The following is a 16,832-nucleotide window of genomic DNA, read 5'->3' as shown; positions in this document are numbered from 1 at the left end:
AAATAGCGGCTATCGATGATGATAGCCGCAGCCAGGTCAGAAAGTTACAGAGGGGAATTTAGCTTGGACGCATCGCAGGAGATAAGCATGCACTGTGGCCTGTTCCTCCTCAGACAATACCCGATCAAACACCAGGTAGGCACCTATCCGGCTTGTAGCCGTAGTTGAGCCCCATAACCCCACGCCTCCCTTACCAACCCGGATATTTGCCGGCGCTCGCTCAAGAGGGCCGGTTAACATCGTACCCGTTACGATATTGTTCGTCCTGTCTGTCAGGGTGCTTTTTCCACCATCAAGAACCAGACTCAGCAGCATCGGTTTTTCTTTGTGAAACGTTGATACATCACCGTACGCCACACCGTAAATATCGGTCGAGGTATTGTGATACCCCTGAGACAAACGCATCACACCACTGGCTTCAATAAGTATGCTGACACCAGGGTGATTATTTGCACTCGTGCCGGTATAGCTTCCCATAACAATGCGCTGTGATGCGTCATTATTTGGATCGAAAAGCGCAAACCACGTTTGGGCCCCACTGTCAGGAATGCCGAGGTTCAGGTGTGCAACCGACGCGTTATTAGAGAATGAAACAAATGGCGTTCCATCAATAAACGATGGTGAGCCAACAGTGATGGGTAAATCTTCACCGGGCATTAAATTATTTCCGATCCCGGTATACGTAAATATTTCCGCCCGGCGAAGGGTCGTTGTATCAAATCCTGGCGAATAACCATCAGGCTCTGAAATGCTGGATTCAGTATTATTGGTGTAAAGCGTAATACCCATGATGATTTTCCTTATGCTGCAATCGTGGTAATGACCTGAGCCCAGGCCCAGTTATGAAGTGGGTACGGTTTCCCCACCAGTTCGGGGATATTCTCATCGGCGTACTGGCCGCTACCCGCGATATAAACGTAATTTTCCGTAGCCAGGAACGGATCGCTGTCTTTCAGGCAGCCATTACCGTTATGCACCGTCTTATCGGCATACCAGATTTTCACGGTACCGACGGCGGTACGGCTGAATGTCAGTTTCACTACCGTATCTGAGGCGATTTCAGCCGCGGCAATGGGAAGTGATCCGTTGTCATCGGTAGCACGATACCCCTTATCGGCGTAAGTGGTCGCTGTCCTGCCAACATAGGGCGTCCCCCACTGGAGGGGAGGATAAGGAACCGCATAAGAGAGCAAGCCAACATTCCCCTTAACTTCCGCGCTGACGCAATGTAACGGTTCCCAGCCTTCGCCCAGGACAAGCACACGGAATGCGACCTTTGCATCCTGCTGAGACCGCCACCGATACCCGTTGCTGGTTAAATGACCGCCTTTATCCGGCAACTGGTAGGTAGTACCGGATCCGTAAAAATTCCCGCCAGCCGTCACCAGGTCCAGTTGGGCCATCCCGATCGCAAGTTCGTTGGTATCGCTGGTATATCCCGCCCCGGTCTGGCTCATGAACACCGCAGGGGGATTTTGCCCCGCGCAAAAATCGGCCACCAGGTCATCGTAATATTTGAGGAATAACGACTTCCATCCCACACGGGTACCATCGCCGCCATATGCAGGGTTGTAGTTCCATTGCCCCTGATCGAACAGAATAGCGCCGATACCAAACGATTTACCCTGGCTGTCCGCAATCGCTTTAATTTTGGTCACAGCCTCACGAACGCGGTTATATAACTCAGGGCTGGCCCCTTTCGAAAGGGCTTCAATGGTCCTCCCGTTCACCCCGCAACTTGCCAGTACGAATGCGCGAGAGGGATCAGTTAGCAACGACATCTGCCGCAGGAACAACGCCCGAAGCATGTTAACTGTCGCCACTGCACCTTCACCTTCGTTAGGTGCGCCGGCAGGTAACGCAGAAATTTGCGCTGTAGTCAAAATCGTGGAGCCGTCAGAACTTTGTACAACAGCCTTTAGCGGCTTCAGTTCCGGCGTGCCGACGGGGGTGAAATTCGCGGCGGTCCTGCTGTTTGGCCGCGGGCTATCACCCAGCATCAGGTTACCCAGATTCTCGTAAACACTCGTGCTCAGCGCCGGGAACCCCTCCTGAGTCGATTCCAGAGACTGGCCCGAGCCCAGAATTAACGTAAGTGCAAACACAAGACGCTCGATATCTGTGTTATACCGGCTGCGGACCTTACTGTAATAGTTGAGGTTCTCGGCATTCAGAATATCGATCCTGTCCTGCTGCGACATTCCGCCCCCGCCACCGACCCAATTCCCGTATTTATCGACAACGGTTTTGGTTCTGCCAATGATATCGGCTGCCTTGATAAATTCAGGGCCAGAGATATCGATCCGGGCATTACCGCCGTCAAACACAATCCCTGAGTGGGACAGTTTCGCAGCATCAGTACCGAACGCCCCGGCAACTGTCGCACGCAGACTCCTCGGAGCAACAACGCCATTTTCATCAATGATCGTCAACCGTTGCCCAATAAAGTTTTGAAAGTAAAACCCAGCCTCCTCGGAGAATTTCAGATTGAACCCGGACAATTCAATTCCGTCAGGTTTTATGCGGGTGAATTTTGTCCCAAATTCCCCGGTAGTCAGCGCGTAAAACTGGCGCCAGCCAAGTAAATCGACAACTTTGAAAATCACGTCGCTGGCGTCACCCTTCTTAATTGTCTCATTCAGCGTTTTGATCTTCTCGTTGGCCTGGTATTCCGAAGAAACCCATTCTGTACCTGTCCAGAGATATTGCTCCCCGGCGCTGGTATCTACGGCCAGCACGTTGGCTTTATCCGGGGTGTAGGCCAGCAATTCATCACGCGAGCCAAACCCCAGGGCGCCGCCGTTTTCCTGGAAGTTATCGAGCGTATCCTCCATTTTTTGTTGCTGAAGTCGCCAGGAGTCCAGCGGCTCGCCGGCGCGATCGGGGACGGTGGCCGCCGGGCCGTTCACCAGTCGGTCGGCCCGCTTAACGTTATCTAAAAATATTTCCGGCGTCGTCGTTCCCAGCGGCGGGTTAAGTTCGGCCATGTTTTTTGCTCCAAAAAGAGTCTTCGCCTAAACGAGGGTTTAAGCGAATAAAGTTAATCGGGGGTTTTAGTGGGTGTTACGCGACGTTGCCGGGGTATGTGGCGTTGTCGTACTGATAGAAAATCTCGGAATATTGTCGGGCTGTTATCGAGCAGGTACCGTCTGACGGCGATCCTATTTCGTCAAAAATGGCATCGTAATAACTGCGTGTGGAGCTGCAGAAAATGAGCCGCGGTGGTTCGATACACGGATCATCCAGGATGATGTCATCAAAGCCCGCCTGCCAGGGAACGGAAAGTTCGTAATCCCCTACCCGCGTGGCCACCAGCAGCCCTGATGCGGATCCGTCCTGATAACGTAAAAGAGCCCGTGGATTTTCAAACGACCAGTCGAGCGGCTCTGTTACCGAAAACGTTGTCTGTCCGCTACCGGTGGACATATCGACGACAAGAGTGCTCACTGTGTTATTACCCGGAATATCATCGGTGAGCAGGATGCGATCGCCGAACTGATAAACGAGCGCTTCAAGCTCTGTACTGGTCGAGTGCCCAAGCCGCTGATGCAGATACTTCATCAGACGACGCATGCCAATTCGATATGCACGATCCGGGTCGAGAACGCCGTCAAGCGTATATTTCTCCACTTTTATCGGTGTCGGATTGTCTGGCATACGGCATTGCACCGTCTCCTCAGCCCAGGTCGTGCCGTTGATATAGGTCACATCAACACCGTCATAGTCATCGGCTGAAGGCGCCGTGAAGGATGTTTGCAACTCTTCCGTCATTTCATGAGGACTGATAATACCGGACCAGCTTTTAATCCCTTCCCGACCGACCGATGCCAGCCCGTCACTCAGCAGGAAATACGATTTCCCCGCATTGGTGATTTTCTGCAACATTTCGAGTGCCGAAATGCTGTCACCCGTAGCGTAGTCAAAATACTCGCTACCTGGCGACCAGTAGGTTGACTCCAGCATATCAATTGCCTCGGTATCCATGGCCAGCCCCAGAGAGCGACCTACGTGATACAGTGCGCCGGAGATGCTGCGCGCGGTGCCTGTTTCATAAATTCGTGTACCAACAACGCTCACCCGACGATCGGACTGCGCCGCCAGTTTTCCCCCTGTCTCGACCGTTGCTCCCATGAGGGTGACTCCGGCATAAGAGGACGGACGAGCCAACAATCTCCCGCGCAGCGCCTGCCAGTACATAGAATCACGGGCATTGTTACTGCCTTGCTCATTCTGGCGCCTCATACGGACCTCGACCAGCGCCGGAGTTGACAACGTAACCCGGTGCGTATAGCCCAGCGCATTCACGTTTTTCTCAGCATACGGGAAGGAGAGTGTTTGCCACCCTCCTCCGGTTCCGTATGCACGATATTGAACATCGATACCGGTGTGGCGAATACGTTTTTTGCCTTTACTGTCAAACCCGCAAAGCCCGCTGGGGAAAGAAACGTTCACTTCGAATGCGTCAACAACCTCATTTTCAGGACAAGCTAGGAATGGTCCCATCCAGGTATCGTTATCGTTGATACCGGTGGCCTGATAGTCGATCATCGTGCGCGGAGCAAATCCCAGCCAGGTGGGGTCGATAACGCCATCAATCAGGCGCTGAACGGTTGCAGTAGTACCGTCAGCATCCGCAATCCGGTATTCGCTCCCACGATGGGATAGTGACAGGCGCTGTGTTCCCTCCGGTATTCCGGAGAACGCCGCTCCGCTGGCGCTGCCATACGCCAGTGTGACACTAGCCGTAATTGCCGGGCTACCACCAGAGGATGCGGCGCCAGAAGTGAACACAGGACCACTACCAAAGACAGAAACCGGTAACGTTGATGATGCAATGCTTCCACCGAGCCATGGACTAGAAGCCTCTGCAATCAGCACAACACCGCCACCATCCTGCGCCAGTAATCCAGACCCTGTCAGGCCCTCGTTTATTACCGCCAGCAGGCCGGACATATTCACATAATCTGCAACGAGAGAAATTGTGTATACGAGTCCCTGCCAGGTGATCGTAAAGGTCTGGCCTGCGCCGGAGTAATCATACGTAGTGGGTGATGCACTGGCTCTCAGGCTGGCAGAATTCCCGCCGGTTCCCGGAACAGCATCCTGTTTTGCCGTGTACGTCGCTAGATTTAGCTCATACTCCGCACCGCCTATCTCCAGCGTCACCGGCATTCCCGGATACGGGATAATTTCATCCAGAGAATTGCTTGCCAGAACGCTGTAGCCTGAAGATGTTGAGACGAGAAAGTTCATTGGGGCAACGATCGTGACAATGGCACCTTCAACCCACGACTCAGGCAACGCGTTGCCGTCATCGTCATCATCATTGCCATCGTCCAGTCCGTTAAACGTCACCGATGCGCCCGAAACAGTCATGCTGTCGGCATTGATATCCGTGGAATCAGGCGATGTCTGAGCCATATCAAGGCCGCTGCCGCTGGATGTGCCGCCAACTTCAGTGGAGTTGAACCAGTTTTCACTACGGTGATCGCCAGACACATCCGCGCCTGGAGAGAAAATGTTATGGGCAAACCTGGCACCAAGAGAAGTTGCAGGTGTTGACCCTACGCGGATATCGCCCTTGGTAAACGCGATATTCCCAACACCCAGGCAAATCAACATCTCAACGACCATGCGGGTCGGGTCGTTTGGATCGAAGCGCGTTACTGGCTGCACCATGTAATCAGGGTAAATGCGATATCGTCCAAACAGTTCACGGATAGCATCCCCGAGTTTTGCCGTATTTGCCTTTGCCGGATTTAAATCGAGCCCAAGGCCATTGGCCGATGAATAACCGCCCCCCTTATCCAGAGTGGACATCATATAAATTGAGTAGGCAGCAGAGGCGACAGCAACTGCAACAGCAGCCCAGGCGGCTATTTCCAGCCCGGTACCATAGGGAACAGGATAAATTCTGACATCACTATCCGGATTTAGCAGGCATAGTGGCCATGCGTTCGAATGAACTGGTTTTCCGTTCACCTCAACAGCAATCGGATGCACTTTGGCTTTTGAATAGCCAGCTACGTTCTTCAACATCCAGTCGTGCAAAGTCATGGTGCCGTGTTCATGCCGTTCCAGTGGCTCACCCGGGAGCCGGGAGGGATAAATACGGATCGTCATTGCCAGAACTCCACTTTGATAAACCGTCGCTTAAAACGCCACACAGGCATAAATGTCACGTTTGAACCGGGATTGCATTCCGCGACCTGCAGCTGATTATCAAGCATCACCACGACTCCCACGTGTGTCACGGCAGATCCGGAATAGCAAGCCGCTCCAGCCCCCTCACAAGGCTCGCAGCGCTCGAGGCGTAGCATCAGCTTTCTCGCCTCGCGGTCGAGCCCTCCACCATCTTTTGTGACGCCGGCAAAGTCTGGCCATTCAGGCAGCCCGAGATCCCGCCGGATTTCATTCACGATGCCGAAACAGTCAAGTTCGGGGTGCACCCGGCCGCCCTTCAGCCAGATGACTGAACGGTATTTCTCAGGATTGAACATGGAAGAACCTCAATTCATGTAACGTAAACCGGGGAATTCATTCAGCGTGTAGCGAAAGCGAGGCCAGGCTGTGTCGAGTACATTCATGTAACCCGCAGTGATTTGCGCCTGTATGGCTGTCCATGAACCCGACTTAATCGCCAGGGTGTAAGGCACCGTCGCTGGCGCACTCAGGTCCGTTGAAATGTACTGGCGATATGTCAGCGAGGCGTTATCCAGATTACTGAGCGCGTTACGTATAGACGTACTCACTTCGCCATCGATATTACTTATAGCGAACTGCAAATCCTGGGTGCCGTCGCTATTTCTGGCTGGCAGGGCAATATCAATAGCGGAAGCTATGAACGTGATGGTGTCGCCGTTCTCGGTCGCCGTAGTAATATCCTCATAACCTTTGCAAAAATAGTAAACGGAATCACCAATACTGATTTGCAACGTTTCAATGATGACTTCCGAACCGTCGCTGGCATAAAGCCGATCAAGAATCGTCATGCTTAGGCCACTCTTTGTTAAGCGCAATATCAAGCAACGAACTACCGACAATCCACTCAGGGTAATTTCCCCAAGGCGCAGGCATAAGCGGCCGTTCCCACAGTTCCAGCGTGGCGGAATAACGCCAGTAGATTGGTGCTACCAGCACCGGACCTTGATAGATATCCGTAAAGCGGCATTTGTAGAACTTTACGCCTGCGGGGGTCTGTAACTTCATCATGAACCAGGCAGCACCATCGGAGAGAGCATCCCGGAACCATGATTCAAACGCCAGACCCTGAGCGTCAGTCTCCATAAACCAAGCAACGGTCGCCTGAGTCGGGGTTGATGTATACGCCCGACGCTGACGCGCGCGACCGGTAATCTTTTCGGTACGTTTCAGGGGGCTAACCGGCTGGAATCCATATCCATCCTTAAGTGGCATCGGTAGGTAGTCATGCGGGTAGAAGATGTCGGCCATATTATTCCTTATACCCCCTTACATAGCGGCTTTTCAGCGCTTTTCCAAATTCACCCTTTGGAGTAATCACCTCACCGGCCATTTCGGATTTGATTTGCTTTGATAGCTGCTTACTCATTAATCCGTTGTTTTGGTTAAGGGTCGATGTCAGTTGCTCAGGAGTGATTCCCTGCAGATTATTGTTCTGCACTATCGGGGCGTGAACAATCGTCTTCTGGCTACTGTTGACGTTCTGCACTCCGGTACCAAAACCAGAACGACCTAGCGTCGCATCCAGCGGCTGACCATTTCGCAACGCTTCAAGTTGAGTGACGCCGATCCTGTTCGTTGACGCCTGGTCAAAGACATACTCGCCTTTGTGGACAATGCCGGCTGGCTGATACTTCCCGCCGGGACCGGTATAGCCACCAGAAGCGAAGCCAACGCCTGCAGCGCTGGTTATGCTGGAGGTTATTGTGGACATCAGGGCAATAACCTGTGCAACAGCTGCAAGGTTAGCCGGGAAAGGTAATCCGGCCAGCGCTTGCCCCATTGCCATAGGAAGTTGCAGGGCAGCTTGTGCGATCGCAAACGCTTTCTGCGTTACGAATGCCGCCTTATACATTGCTGACTGCTCACCAAACATTGTCCCCATCGAATCAGTGATGCTTGAGAAGGAGTTTTGTGCGGATTGCATCTGCGCAACGTAGACTGCCGTGCTTAACGCTTCCTGGTTCTGCTGGCCCTGTTGCTGCAAGGTCAGTAACTGTTGCTGCTTCTGCTGCTCATTCAGGACGGTGCTCTGCGTTATCGCCTGCTGTTGCTGATTCAGCCAGTCTGCATAATCAATCTGGGCCTGTTTCAGCTTATCAATGACTTCGAGCTGCGGATCAATTTGCAGCCCTATCATGTTCAAGCCCTGACCAGACAGGTCGCTATTCGTCGCCCCCGAAGTGAGCGTTCCACCAGCCTTGTTCACACCTGATATAACGGAATCCGGAAGCACTGATTTGCTAATCAGATCACTGGCTTGCTGTCCTGCGGCTTCAGGGGACAGTCTTTTGAGATCAACCATCTTTTGCAGGATTTCGAGGCGCTTTTGCAGCGTCTCATTTTGCCGCAGCTCCTTCGGCGCAATTTGCTCCTGCATCTTCCGATAATCGTCCAACGTCTTAACAGAGTTTTGCAGTGCCTCCTGCTGCTTGTAGGCCTGCAGGATTTCATCAGAACGGGAAAGGAGTGACTTCTGGTCAGCTGTGAGCTGTGTTTTAGACTTGAGGTCAGCGATCTGTTGCTCGAACTTAACCCGAGCCTGTGTTGCGCTGTTCAGCTTATCGCTCGCGTCCAACTGAGACTGCATAGCGGCAGTCTGCTGATTGATTTGATCAAGTAACCGAGTAGCTGCGTCCTCGGTAAAGGCTTTACCCTTTGGCGTTTTGGGTGATTTCGGGTCTTTATACAGCTCGTTAATACGAGAAACATTTTTTGCATATTGCTCTGCAGTAATTGAGCCAGCCTTCAGGAACTCGCTCTGCTGTTTGAGCTTCTCGTTGCGTATATCAGCATTCGACAGGAGTTGCTGGTTAACCCGATCCGCCTCCTGCTGAGTTTTAATGCGTTTTTGTTCTGCTTTGTCGTGGTCTGATAATATTCCATTTAGTGTATCTTCAGCTGTGATTTGCGACTGAATGGCGTCCCTTTGCTTAAGCATTTCAGGAAGGTTGCTGAATCGAGCATTAACCCCATTCCAGAACCCACCTTCAGCCTGGCCTTTCTGCGCTTCAGCGATATTTTCGTTTAAGGTGGCTAACTTATCGGCGAGAGTTTGCTCACGCCCGACATTAAGCATCGCATCCCAGGCGCCTTTCGCAGTTTTACCCAGAGAGTCCCACGCACTTTCAAGAAGGCCCAGATTCTGATGAATATCATTCGCACGTTGCTGCATGGTGTTGGCGTAGGCATCAGTAGCCACGCGGGCAGCATCCTGCTGATTCCCCTCATCCTGCAGTGCTTTGATCTGGTTATAGGTTGCCAGCGTCAGAAAGTGATACTGGTCATTAAGTTTGGTAATGGCTGCGACGGGGTCGGCGGCGATATCGTTAAAATCACCAACCAGCTTATCCGTAGCAATGCCCGTTGCCTCGCTGGTCTTAACGATAGCGGTTGTCACGCGCTCCAGAGAGTCGCCAGCGACTTTACCGGATGATACCAACTGATTCAGTGTTGAAGCGGCTGCGCCTGTTGTGGAGTTGGCTGCTACTGATACACGGGAGGCCATATCGGCCAGTTGACCGGAGGTTTTCCCCGCCAGGTTTCCTATCATGGTCAGTGACTTATAAAACTCATCCTGTTCTTGGGAGCCTTTGTAATAAGCCAGCCCCAAAACACCGACAGCCGCAGCAGCCAAAGTGAAGGGGTTGATCAGCCCAGTGACGTAGCCGCCAACACCTTTAATCGCCGGTCCAATGCCGCCGAACATGTCCTTTAATTGGCCTCCCTGCTGCATCAACACCGTGAACGGCGATTGACCGGTGGAAAGACCGACAACGATATCAGTCATCTGAGCGGGGATCATGCCCATTGCCCAGGCTGTCTGCTTTGCAGACATACCGGTTTTGCTAAGTTGGGACTGCGTTTTCTCCAACGCATCACGGGACTCCGAGAGTTTGCTGTTCAGACGATCATATGCCAGCGGTGACAGCATCCCAGTCGCTTTAGCGCCGTCCAACTGCCGCTGTTGTTCGTTCAGCCGGCGAAAAGCTTCTCCAACGGGGTCAATCTGCGCCTCAAGCCGACGCAATGCGGCAACCTGCTCGTCGTGGGCCTTTGCTGCCTCGCGTTCTGCTTGAGCAGTTCCAGTGACCTCCCGGAGTGTCTCCTGCAGTTTTTTGCTGTAGGCATCATATTGCGAAGCGTTAATGTTCCCCGACTCAAAGGCTTTATTCAGTTCACTTTGCTGTTGATCCAGATTACGCAACGCAGATGACAGTGGGTCAATTTTATCCAGCATCCTCTGAAATGCCTGCGCCTGTGCTTCCTGCTGCGCGGTTGCTAATTCACCTGCCTTTTTCGCTTCCCGTTGAGCCTGAGCGACACCGCTCAATTCCTCGGTAGTGTCGTTCAACATCTTAGACAGTGAGCGAAATTCATCCTCGTCAATCAGCCCCTTATCAAAGTATTTTTTTAGCTCACTGAATCGACGACCAACAGTATTTATTGCCGCGCCGACAGGATCGATGGCAGATCGCAATTTATTGAGTGCTTCTTTTTCTTCATCGGTAGCTTTAGTTACCTTGAATATACTGCTTACAGCCTTGTCACCAGACTGGGTCATTTTATCAAGAGCAACCGTTAAGCTATCGGCCTGCTTCTCTGCCCCGGAGCTATCGAGAATAATTGCGAGACGGGATGTTTGTTCTGTCATTTACCTTTCTCCGGGCAATAAAAAACCCCGCTAAGGCGAGGTTTGATTTTTGAGGGCCAGAAAGAAAAAACCACCCGAAGGTGGCTAGATGTATCAACTCGCGTTTTCACAACCCGGCATGCTACGGTCGATGATTAGGTTACCCTCGACACGCAGACCAATCTTACCGAACAGGAAGGCGTGATTTAGTTGAGTAACAACAACGTCAGACAGACCAACGGCACAGCGATCTTTTTCAATCGCACGGTCAGCAGCGGTTTTAACGTTTGGAATCCCTGTAGGGAAGATGATAACCGGGTAGCTATCTTCTGCTGTTACGCGCTTCCCTTTATAGAACTTGCCACCATTCAGGTTATAGTTTTTTGTGCTCGCTACAGTTAAGTCTGCCACGCGAACCGTACATCCCGTCAACAAAAGCGCACCCAATGCTACTGCCAATATTTTTTTCATTCCATGTTTCCTTTGATTGCAATCGGAAACATCCTATCACACATGGAATTGAGGGCAAAAAAGCACCATCACCAATATTGGTAAGTCATTTTTTGTTGCTATTTCGCTTCTGCTCTGCTGCCCACTCAGCCCTCCAGGCGTCATCCAGCGCCAGTATCGCAGCGTCAAATTCGATACGGTCAATCAGGATGTAACGCGAGGACAGGTAGCGGTCTATATCGCTCAGGGACAACGGGAGCGGAACACCAGCCATTCCGGCATACTGCCTGCCGCGCGATATCATGGCGTAAGCGTTGAGGATCTCCCCCGTTACAGCATCAATGGTCGGTTCTGGGATTGACGGAAGGTTTAGCCTCTCCCGTCGCCACTTTGATTTTTCGCCCTGCTCGCCGCCGAACTCTTTCAGCCATTGCTGCGCTTCGAGGGCTTTTTTACGGTTTCCTGAGTCTGCTGCTCTTTACCCTGAGCAATATTTGCAGCCTCGGCCAGTATCCGCCAGTACAGTTCAGGGTGCTGCTTCAGCATGACAATCCCAATTTCTGGTGAGTAGTTGATAGCGACTTCGGCGCCATCTACCAACTGGCCAACACCTTCCCAGTCTTTCAGCAGAAACCGGGCGACGTTGTCGATCAGCAAGTCATCAACAGAGTCGATATCGCCCACGCTGGCAAGGTTAAAATCCTTTGTCCCTACCTGGTAACCTGCATCCATCTTGTCGATGTGGCGACGCACCAAAGCGTTGCGAGAGCGATATTCCGGACTCTCACTGCTGGCCACCAGCAGGCGAAGTTTGAACAGCGATTCTTCTTCTGGGGTAAATTTCTTCTTGCTGCCTTCTGGCTTCTTGAAAGGGAAAAACCAGCGTTCGCCGTTCAGGTCAATTTGGGTGGAGATTATCAGCATAAAGGCTCCATAAAAAGCCCGAACCGCGATGTGCTACGGGACGGGTCAGGGAAATTAAGGGGCAGTGACGGTAATTGCAGAGGTTGCGGTAAAGGTCCGCACTTTGCCGGTAATGGTCGCGGTACCAGCAGCATTGCGCGTGACCTGCGCCGTTTTCTGCCCGGTTGAAGTCACGGTGGCAATCGCCGGATCCGAAGACGTCCATTCAACTGTGTCGCTGGAGTCCGCTGGAGTTAACGTGGCAGTCAGGTTAACAGTTGAGCCAATCGCACCAGATGATGTGAGTGGAGCTACGCTGATGGCCGTAGCGGCTACTTTCGGCGCTCGCGTTATCGTGGGCGGAGTATTGGCTGCCGTGATATCGAGTTGAACCTGGACAATGTCAGTGCTGCCGGCATCTGGCCAGTCACCGGAAATCTGCACTTCCGGAAAGTCGAAGGTATAAGCACCTTCAGCATTCTCCAGCGTGAAGCTAAACGGCACCGTTTCGCCGGTAAACGTTTTCTTATAAAGATCCCACGCAGCTTTTGACCACGAAAGAGTAACCTGCCCGGAGGGCGTAAAAGTCGTTTGTATGTTGGCGCCGGCGAACGCCGAACCAGTGCCGACGCAGCGCTGCACCTGCATGTTGTTGTTGAACTGGATATTGAAGGTATCGACGCAGAAGCCGGTACCGCCATCAACACCATTCAGCCTAATATTTGTGACTTCCTTGAATGAATATCGCAGCGCGCCGGCGGTATCCACTGGCGTGGTGAAATAGCTGGTGTCATCCCCTTTCGTTTCCCAGTCCAGACCGGCAAACGTGATGGTCGAGGTAATGTCCCCGTCGCCCGGGATTTCCATCTGAAAAGTACCGACCTGGCAGCCGCGGGCAATCTGAGCGATCCCCACGTCGCCGGCATAGGTAGCCACTGAAAAAGTGATGCGCCCGTTGCCCATAGTCAGCACGTTGTTTATCCATTCAGCGCCGAAGCAGCTGGCAAGGAAATCATCGTGCTGATTCCAGCGAAACCTCGTGCCGACATCGCCGCCGACATCTACCGTACCGCGGGACACGCCCTGCGCCATGCGGTCGCCGCCGATTTCGTCGTTATCATTGGTGTTCTGCGTTGGTTTCACACCAAACGAGGTGCGACGTAGCAGACTCCATGAGCCCGCAGTAGGCGTGATGCCGGGGGTTGTCTCGCGAATTACCGCGGATACTACTTTTGCACCTGAGCTCACAGGAGCCTCCTGTTTTTTTGTGCGCTACAGAGCGCGATAAGGGATTTGAAGATTTAGCTGTGACCAGCCATCGGTTTCACCGGCGGGCACAGCTGAGACGGCGAAATAACTCAGCTTTCCGTCGTCCTGAAACTCGAAAAGCTCGGTTAATTTGTCCGCCGTCTGGGTAGTCAGAAGCGTGCCTGAACCTACCGGGACGAAGAGCTGGATAATGAGTACGCCGGTCCTGTGAACGACTGGACCCGCCCCGATTTCGGTTGCACCTGCCTGCCCTGATATGTTGGCGAGACGGGCCCAGATGCTGCGACCGCTGGGGTCGAATACCGGGCCATTGGGGTAATCCACCGCATCAGAAGCAATAGCGGTCTGCGCCGCCATTCGGGAAATGACAGCATTTCTGATTTCTGTGAGGGTCATTTGTAGGCCTGAATCACACCATTAAACGAGACGGCATAGACACCAGTAGGCGCCTGTGTTGAGTGACCATTCTCCAGAGGCACGGAGTACGGGAGGTTTGACTGGATATAAATCACCGAGTAGGCCGGCGCCTGGTCGATAATGTTTTTGCCGTTGAGAAACGTCATCGTTCCTCGCGGGTCAGGTTCGGCTGGTACCGAATAATCAGGCGCGCCAATACTCACGAAATGTGACGCCCTGAAGGTGCCAGCGCGGTAACCGGCGGGACGTTTAATATCCATCCCGTCATTAACCTGCACTTTTTTTCTTAGACGTCCGGTTTTGGTCAGGTTCGCAGGGTCGGCATAGAGGGACTCATTCCACTCTCCTACCGCTTTGTTGTACTGAACGGCGGTGGCATTAATGGCCCACAACTCAGGATTTCCTACCGGCGACCGCTGAACGATTTCATTCAGCAGCTGAATAGCGATAGTTCGCTGGCGAAGCTTGATATCCTCGGCCACCAGCCCGGCAAACGTCGCCGGGTCGATACTCCAGCCCTTAGCCATATCACGCCCTCCGCAGTTGAATGGAGTACGCAGCCGCGGCGGAATCGGCAGCGGCCGTTATAACTTCATAGCGCTGTAGCGCCTTGGTAATCGGGTCCGGTGCCATGATGAAATGCCCGACTGCCGGCTTATCGTTCACCTCGTTAACCAGGGCGGTTAATTTAAGGTCACCGTGAAGAATGTTAACGCCATCGATACGGCGGAGTTTGTACCGCGCCAGAACACCGCGCCCTGAATAGGCCACCACCGTTTCGCTACCGGTTTCCGTTACCGGATCCCATGCACCGCGAACGGTGTAACTGCCGGTGAACGCCTTAACCGCATCCTGCAGGTCGGTATCGAATGCTGCGGCGACTTCTCCCTGCAACTCATCACGTATACCCATCGCATTCACCACCGCTATGACGGAATTTAACGATCACAGAACCGCGAAGCCTACGGGTATAGATTTCACCATTTCGTTTAGCTCGCAATGGATGAGGTGCAAACTCAACAACCCCCTTTACCAAGTTCGCGTAAACGACATAATTGATCGGGTTTCCATTCACAAACACATCGCGAGGGCCGAGCCCATCACCGGCATAATGCACATCAGGATTTTGCATATCATCCCCTTACCAGCCGCACCTGAGACTGACTAACGCCATAGGGCTTTAGCATTGCAAGCGCCAGCTGCAGATCAGAATCAAGCAATGCCGAGCTATTGGTGGCGAGCTCGGCAAAGGACTTTGAAACAGAGACATCGTCGGCATCCACCGTCTTACTCAGCAACACACCAGAATCGGTTTTCTGCTGATAAAGGCCACCATTCGAGGCCGCTAGCGCTGCGTAGGCGCCAGCCTGCTTCACATCGTCAGGAATGATGGTTTCGTGAGTTGCCTTATCGCATGGCAGTTTAAGGTTGAGGCCATTCATCCAGGTATTAGCCATCAGCACAGATTTGGCTTTTTTGCTTTCATCCGTCCAGGTGGCGCCCAGAATCAGATTGACGCCTTCAACGGTGATGAATGTAATCATGCATCACTCCGTTTCTTTCCAGCCGTGTGCCTTCCAGTTTTCCACTTCGTCAGGATGAACGTTTGCGGTGGTCGGCGCGCCGGGGAATGCTATGAAATCGGTAACCATCACCACCAGCTGCGGTGCCTGCGGTGCAGGAGTATTGGTATCAACCTGCGCGGTCGCAAGCTTTTCTGCTGCGCGTTCTGCGCGCTGTTCTTTGGTTAATCCAGCCATAATTACCCCAGAAAAAAGAAAAGGGGCCGAAGCCCCATAATTGTTAACCAAGCAGCAAAACAGAATGCTCAGTTTTCACTGCCGCAACGCCCCAGGACAGACCAACTTCGTAACGCACCTGGCGGTACTGACGGTAGAGCGCAACCTGGTAAGTGATACCGGATACCGGGTCCGTAACGTTCATTACGTCATCAGCAGTATCCCCGCCCTGCGGCATCGCCGGGGTACGAGCCGCCAGCAGGAACGCATTGCGGTCAAACGCCATATTTGCGGTGTAGGAACCACCAGCAGTAATAGCGGCATTATCGGCCAGGGCCTGACGTAATCCCGGAGCTGCCAGGGTGATGGTCGTGGCGGTCGCGGCAGCAACCAGGTATTTGTTGCTGTCGCCGGCAAACGTCACGATGTCACCGGCGCCAAAAGCACCAGTCCCGGTATCAATCGCAATCAGGATTTCGCCTTCAGCTTTTGCACCATTCACCAGATACCCGGCAGCCTGAGATGCAGCACGTTTCTTAACATGGGCAGATTCGTGGATGTTGAAACCTTCCAGACGCCCCACGATACCTTCACGCAGCAGCGCATCAGTGCCGGACTCGTTCACCTTGAACAGGACAGACTGTTTACCGCGGAGGTTAGCGATAGCCGATGAGCCGAGGACCATTTGCAGATCCGTAGTCGGGGAGCCGTTATCGGACAAGACCTGGCGCGCGTTTGCCGCATCAGACAAATCACCGGCGACCCCGAACGGAGCTGTACCGGCCGTACCGACAGCACGGGAGGAAGCGAAGTACAGAGCTGCAAGATCCGCGTCCATCTCATTTGCCAGCGCACGGAACGCCTGCTTGAACTGATCCGCCAGGATGGTGTTGTATGAACCCGCAGGCCCCAGAGCCAGTTGTTCCTCACCATTCCATTTGACCGGAGCCATTTTGGATTTAGTGATTTTGACATCAACGGTGCCGATCGTCTGGTCGCCGTCATTAGGCGCCGTGGCTCCCGGCGTAATATCGACAGTAGTTGCCGCTGGCGCAACAGGAGCGGTTACTGTCTGGTCTTTCGCCGCCGCATCAGCTTTGGCATTGCGCGATACGGCCGGGATAAAACCAACCTGCTCGCGAGATACGGTATCCAGAGCCGTAAAGATAGTCGGGATCAACCCGGTAAGCGTGTTAGCCATGTGCATGGTTTCCTTGGAG

18 protein-coding genes are annotated in these 16,832 nt (G+C 53.0%); all 18 read right to left on the bottom strand.

All coding sequences use genetic code 11. The annotated features are described in order from the left end of the window. Window positions 1–36: 36 nt before the first annotated feature. Window positions 37–789 (bottom strand): hypothetical protein, encoded by a 753-nt coding sequence (locus tag HF679_RS04895; protein ID WP_261802978.1) that lies wholly within the window; start codon window positions 787–789, stop codon window positions 37–39. An 11-nt stretch (window positions 790–800) separates the two neighbouring features. After that, entirely contained in the window at window positions 801–2,987 is a 2,187-nt protein-coding gene (locus tag HF679_RS04890; RefSeq protein WP_187042671.1) for a hypothetical protein, read from the bottom strand. Between the two features lie 76 nt (window positions 2,988–3,063). Then, window positions 3,064–6,123 carry a host specificity factor TipJ family phage tail protein gene (locus HF679_RS04885; RefSeq protein ID WP_187042670.1) on the bottom strand — a complete coding sequence of 1,020 codons (3,060 nt, stop codon included), beginning with the start codon at window positions 6,121–6,123 and terminating at the stop codon, window positions 3,064–3,066. Next, a complete protein-coding gene (locus HF679_RS04880) occupies window positions 6,120–6,500 on the bottom strand; it encodes a nitrite transporter (protein WP_187042669.1) in 381 nt (126 codons plus the stop codon). The genes HF679_RS04885 and HF679_RS04880 overlap by 4 nt, the downstream gene beginning before the upstream one ends. Window positions 6,501–6,509: 9 nt before the next feature. Next, window positions 6,510–6,992: a DUF1833 family protein gene (locus tag HF679_RS04875; RefSeq protein WP_154145370.1), complete on the bottom strand. Its 483-nt coding sequence runs from the start codon at window positions 6,990–6,992 to the stop codon at window positions 6,510–6,512. After that, window positions 6,979–7,452: a hypothetical protein gene (locus HF679_RS04870; protein WP_154145369.1), complete on the bottom strand. Its 474-nt coding sequence runs from the start codon at window positions 7,450–7,452 to the stop codon at window positions 6,979–6,981. The genes HF679_RS04875 and HF679_RS04870 overlap by 14 nt, the downstream gene beginning before the upstream one ends. 1 nt (window position 7,453) lies before the next feature. Continuing rightward, window positions 7,454–10,855, bottom strand: a complete 3,402-nt coding sequence (locus tag HF679_RS04865; protein WP_227550047.1) for a phage tail length tape measure family protein — start codon at window positions 10,853–10,855, stop codon at window positions 7,454–7,456. 93 nt (window positions 10,856–10,948) lie between these two features. Next, window positions 10,949–11,305, bottom strand: coding sequence for a hypothetical protein (locus tag HF679_RS04860; protein ID WP_154145368.1), 357 nt, complete (start codon window positions 11,303–11,305; stop codon window positions 10,949–10,951). Window positions 11,306–11,390: 85 nt separating this feature from the next. After that, on the bottom strand, window positions 11,391–11,558 hold the full coding sequence (locus tag HF679_RS04855; protein ID WP_227550046.1) for a hypothetical protein: 168 nt from the start codon (window positions 11,556–11,558) through the stop codon (window positions 11,391–11,393). Between the two features lie 149 nt (window positions 11,559–11,707). Further along, entirely contained in the window at window positions 11,708–12,208 is a 501-nt protein-coding gene (locus HF679_RS04850) for a hypothetical protein (protein WP_154145366.1), read from the bottom strand. 54 nt (window positions 12,209–12,262) lie between these two features. Further along, the gene (locus HF679_RS04845) at window positions 12,263–13,435 is read right to left on the bottom strand and encodes a phage tail tube protein (protein ID WP_187042668.1); all 1,173 of its coding nucleotides are present in this window, start codon (window positions 13,433–13,435) and stop codon (window positions 12,263–12,265) included. A gap of 24 nt (window positions 13,436–13,459) precedes the next feature. Beyond that, window positions 13,460–13,852: a phage tail terminator-like protein gene (locus tag HF679_RS04840; RefSeq protein WP_154145365.1), complete on the bottom strand. Its 393-nt coding sequence runs from the start codon at window positions 13,850–13,852 to the stop codon at window positions 13,460–13,462. Beyond that, window positions 13,849–14,400 carry a hypothetical protein gene (locus HF679_RS04835; protein WP_154145364.1) on the bottom strand — a complete coding sequence of 184 codons (552 nt, stop codon included), beginning with the start codon at window positions 14,398–14,400 and terminating at the stop codon, window positions 13,849–13,851. The genes HF679_RS04840 and HF679_RS04835 overlap by 4 nt, the downstream gene beginning before the upstream one ends. 1 nt (window position 14,401) lies before the next feature. Further along, window positions 14,402–14,785: a glutamate 5-kinase gene (locus tag HF679_RS04830; protein WP_076946756.1), complete on the bottom strand. Its 384-nt coding sequence runs from the start codon at window positions 14,783–14,785 to the stop codon at window positions 14,402–14,404. Beyond that, the gene (locus HF679_RS04825) at window positions 14,772–15,005 is read right to left on the bottom strand and encodes a hypothetical protein (RefSeq protein ID WP_076946755.1); all 234 of its coding nucleotides are present in this window, start codon (window positions 15,003–15,005) and stop codon (window positions 14,772–14,774) included. Before HF679_RS04825 ends, HF679_RS04830 begins: the two co-directional genes overlap by 14 nt. Window position 15,006: 1 nt before the next feature. Then, on the bottom strand, window positions 15,007–15,417 hold the full coding sequence (locus HF679_RS04820; protein WP_154145363.1) for a protein singed: 411 nt from the start codon (window positions 15,415–15,417) through the stop codon (window positions 15,007–15,009). 3 nt (window positions 15,418–15,420) lie between these two features. After that, window positions 15,421–15,633, bottom strand: coding sequence for a hypothetical protein (locus HF679_RS04815; protein ID WP_187042667.1), 213 nt, complete (start codon window positions 15,631–15,633; stop codon window positions 15,421–15,423). Window positions 15,634–15,676: 43 nt separating this feature from the next. Then, window positions 15,677–16,813: a P22 phage major capsid protein family protein gene (locus HF679_RS04810; protein WP_132509900.1), complete on the bottom strand. Its 1,137-nt coding sequence runs from the start codon at window positions 16,811–16,813 to the stop codon at window positions 15,677–15,679. Window positions 16,814–16,832 lie beyond the last annotated feature (19 nt).

The organism is Enterobacter sp. JUb54 (genome assembly GCF_014298075.1).
Classification (GTDB): domain Bacteria; phylum Pseudomonadota; class Gammaproteobacteria; order Enterobacterales; family Enterobacteriaceae; genus Klebsiella; species Klebsiella lignicola.
Note: the sequence above shows the minus strand (reverse complement) of the source record. Positions and strands in the feature narration are given on the sequence as shown.

What these genes read in the sequence shown, in the direction of transcription:
- HF679_RS04895 (WP_261802978.1), bottom strand. Translation starts at nt 789, where the DNA reads ATGGGTATTACGCTTTACACCAATAATACTGAATCCAGCATTTCAGAG.
- HF679_RS04820 (WP_154145363.1), bottom strand. Translation starts at nt 15,417, where the DNA reads ATGATTACATTCATCACCGTTGAAGGCGTCAATCTGATTCTGGGCGCC.
- HF679_RS04830 (WP_076946756.1), bottom strand. Translation starts at nt 14,785, where the DNA reads ATGGGTATACGTGATGAGTTGCAGGGAGAAGTCGCCGCAGCATTCGAT.
- HF679_RS04810 (WP_132509900.1), bottom strand. Translation starts at nt 16,813, where the DNA reads ATGGCTAACACGCTTACCGGGTTGATCCCGACTATCTTTACGGCTCTG.
- HF679_RS04860 (WP_154145368.1), bottom strand. Translation starts at nt 11,305, where the DNA reads ATGAAAAAAATATTGGCAGTAGCATTGGGTGCGCTTTTGTTGACGGGA.
- HF679_RS04835 (WP_154145364.1), bottom strand. Translation starts at nt 14,400, where the DNA reads ATGGCTAAGGGCTGGAGTATCGACCCGGCGACGTTTGCCGGGCTGGTG.
- HF679_RS04885 (WP_187042670.1), bottom strand. Translation starts at nt 6,123, where the DNA reads ATGACGATCCGTATTTATCCCTCCCGGCTCCCGGGTGAGCCACTGGAA.
- HF679_RS04840 (WP_154145365.1), bottom strand. Translation starts at nt 13,852, where the DNA reads ATGACCCTCACAGAAATCAGAAATGCTGTCATTTCCCGAATGGCGGCG.
- HF679_RS04850 (WP_154145366.1), bottom strand. Translation starts at nt 12,208, where the DNA reads ATGCTGATAATCTCCACCCAAATTGACCTGAACGGCGAACGCTGGTTT.
- HF679_RS04815 (WP_187042667.1), bottom strand. Translation starts at nt 15,633, where the DNA reads ATGGCTGGATTAACCAAAGAACAGCGCGCAGAACGCGCAGCAGAAAAG.
- HF679_RS04865 (WP_227550047.1), bottom strand. Translation starts at nt 10,855, where the DNA reads ATGACAGAACAAACATCCCGTCTCGCAATTATTCTCGATAGCTCCGGG.
- HF679_RS04825 (WP_076946755.1), bottom strand. Translation starts at nt 15,005, where the DNA reads ATGCAAAATCCTGATGTGCATTATGCCGGTGATGGGCTCGGCCCTCGC.
- HF679_RS04870 (WP_154145369.1), bottom strand. Translation starts at nt 7,452, where the DNA reads ATGGCCGACATCTTCTACCCGCATGACTACCTACCGATGCCACTTAAG.
- HF679_RS04890 (WP_187042671.1), bottom strand. Translation starts at nt 2,987, where the DNA reads ATGGCCGAACTTAACCCGCCGCTGGGAACGACGACGCCGGAAATATTT.
- HF679_RS04875 (WP_154145370.1), bottom strand. Translation starts at nt 6,992, where the DNA reads ATGACGATTCTTGATCGGCTTTATGCCAGCGACGGTTCGGAAGTCATC.
- HF679_RS04880 (WP_187042669.1), bottom strand. Translation starts at nt 6,500, where the DNA reads ATGTTCAATCCTGAGAAATACCGTTCAGTCATCTGGCTGAAGGGCGGC.
- HF679_RS04855 (WP_227550046.1), bottom strand. Translation starts at nt 11,558, where the DNA reads ATGGCTGGTGTTCCGCTCCCGTTGTCCCTGAGCGATATAGACCGCTAC.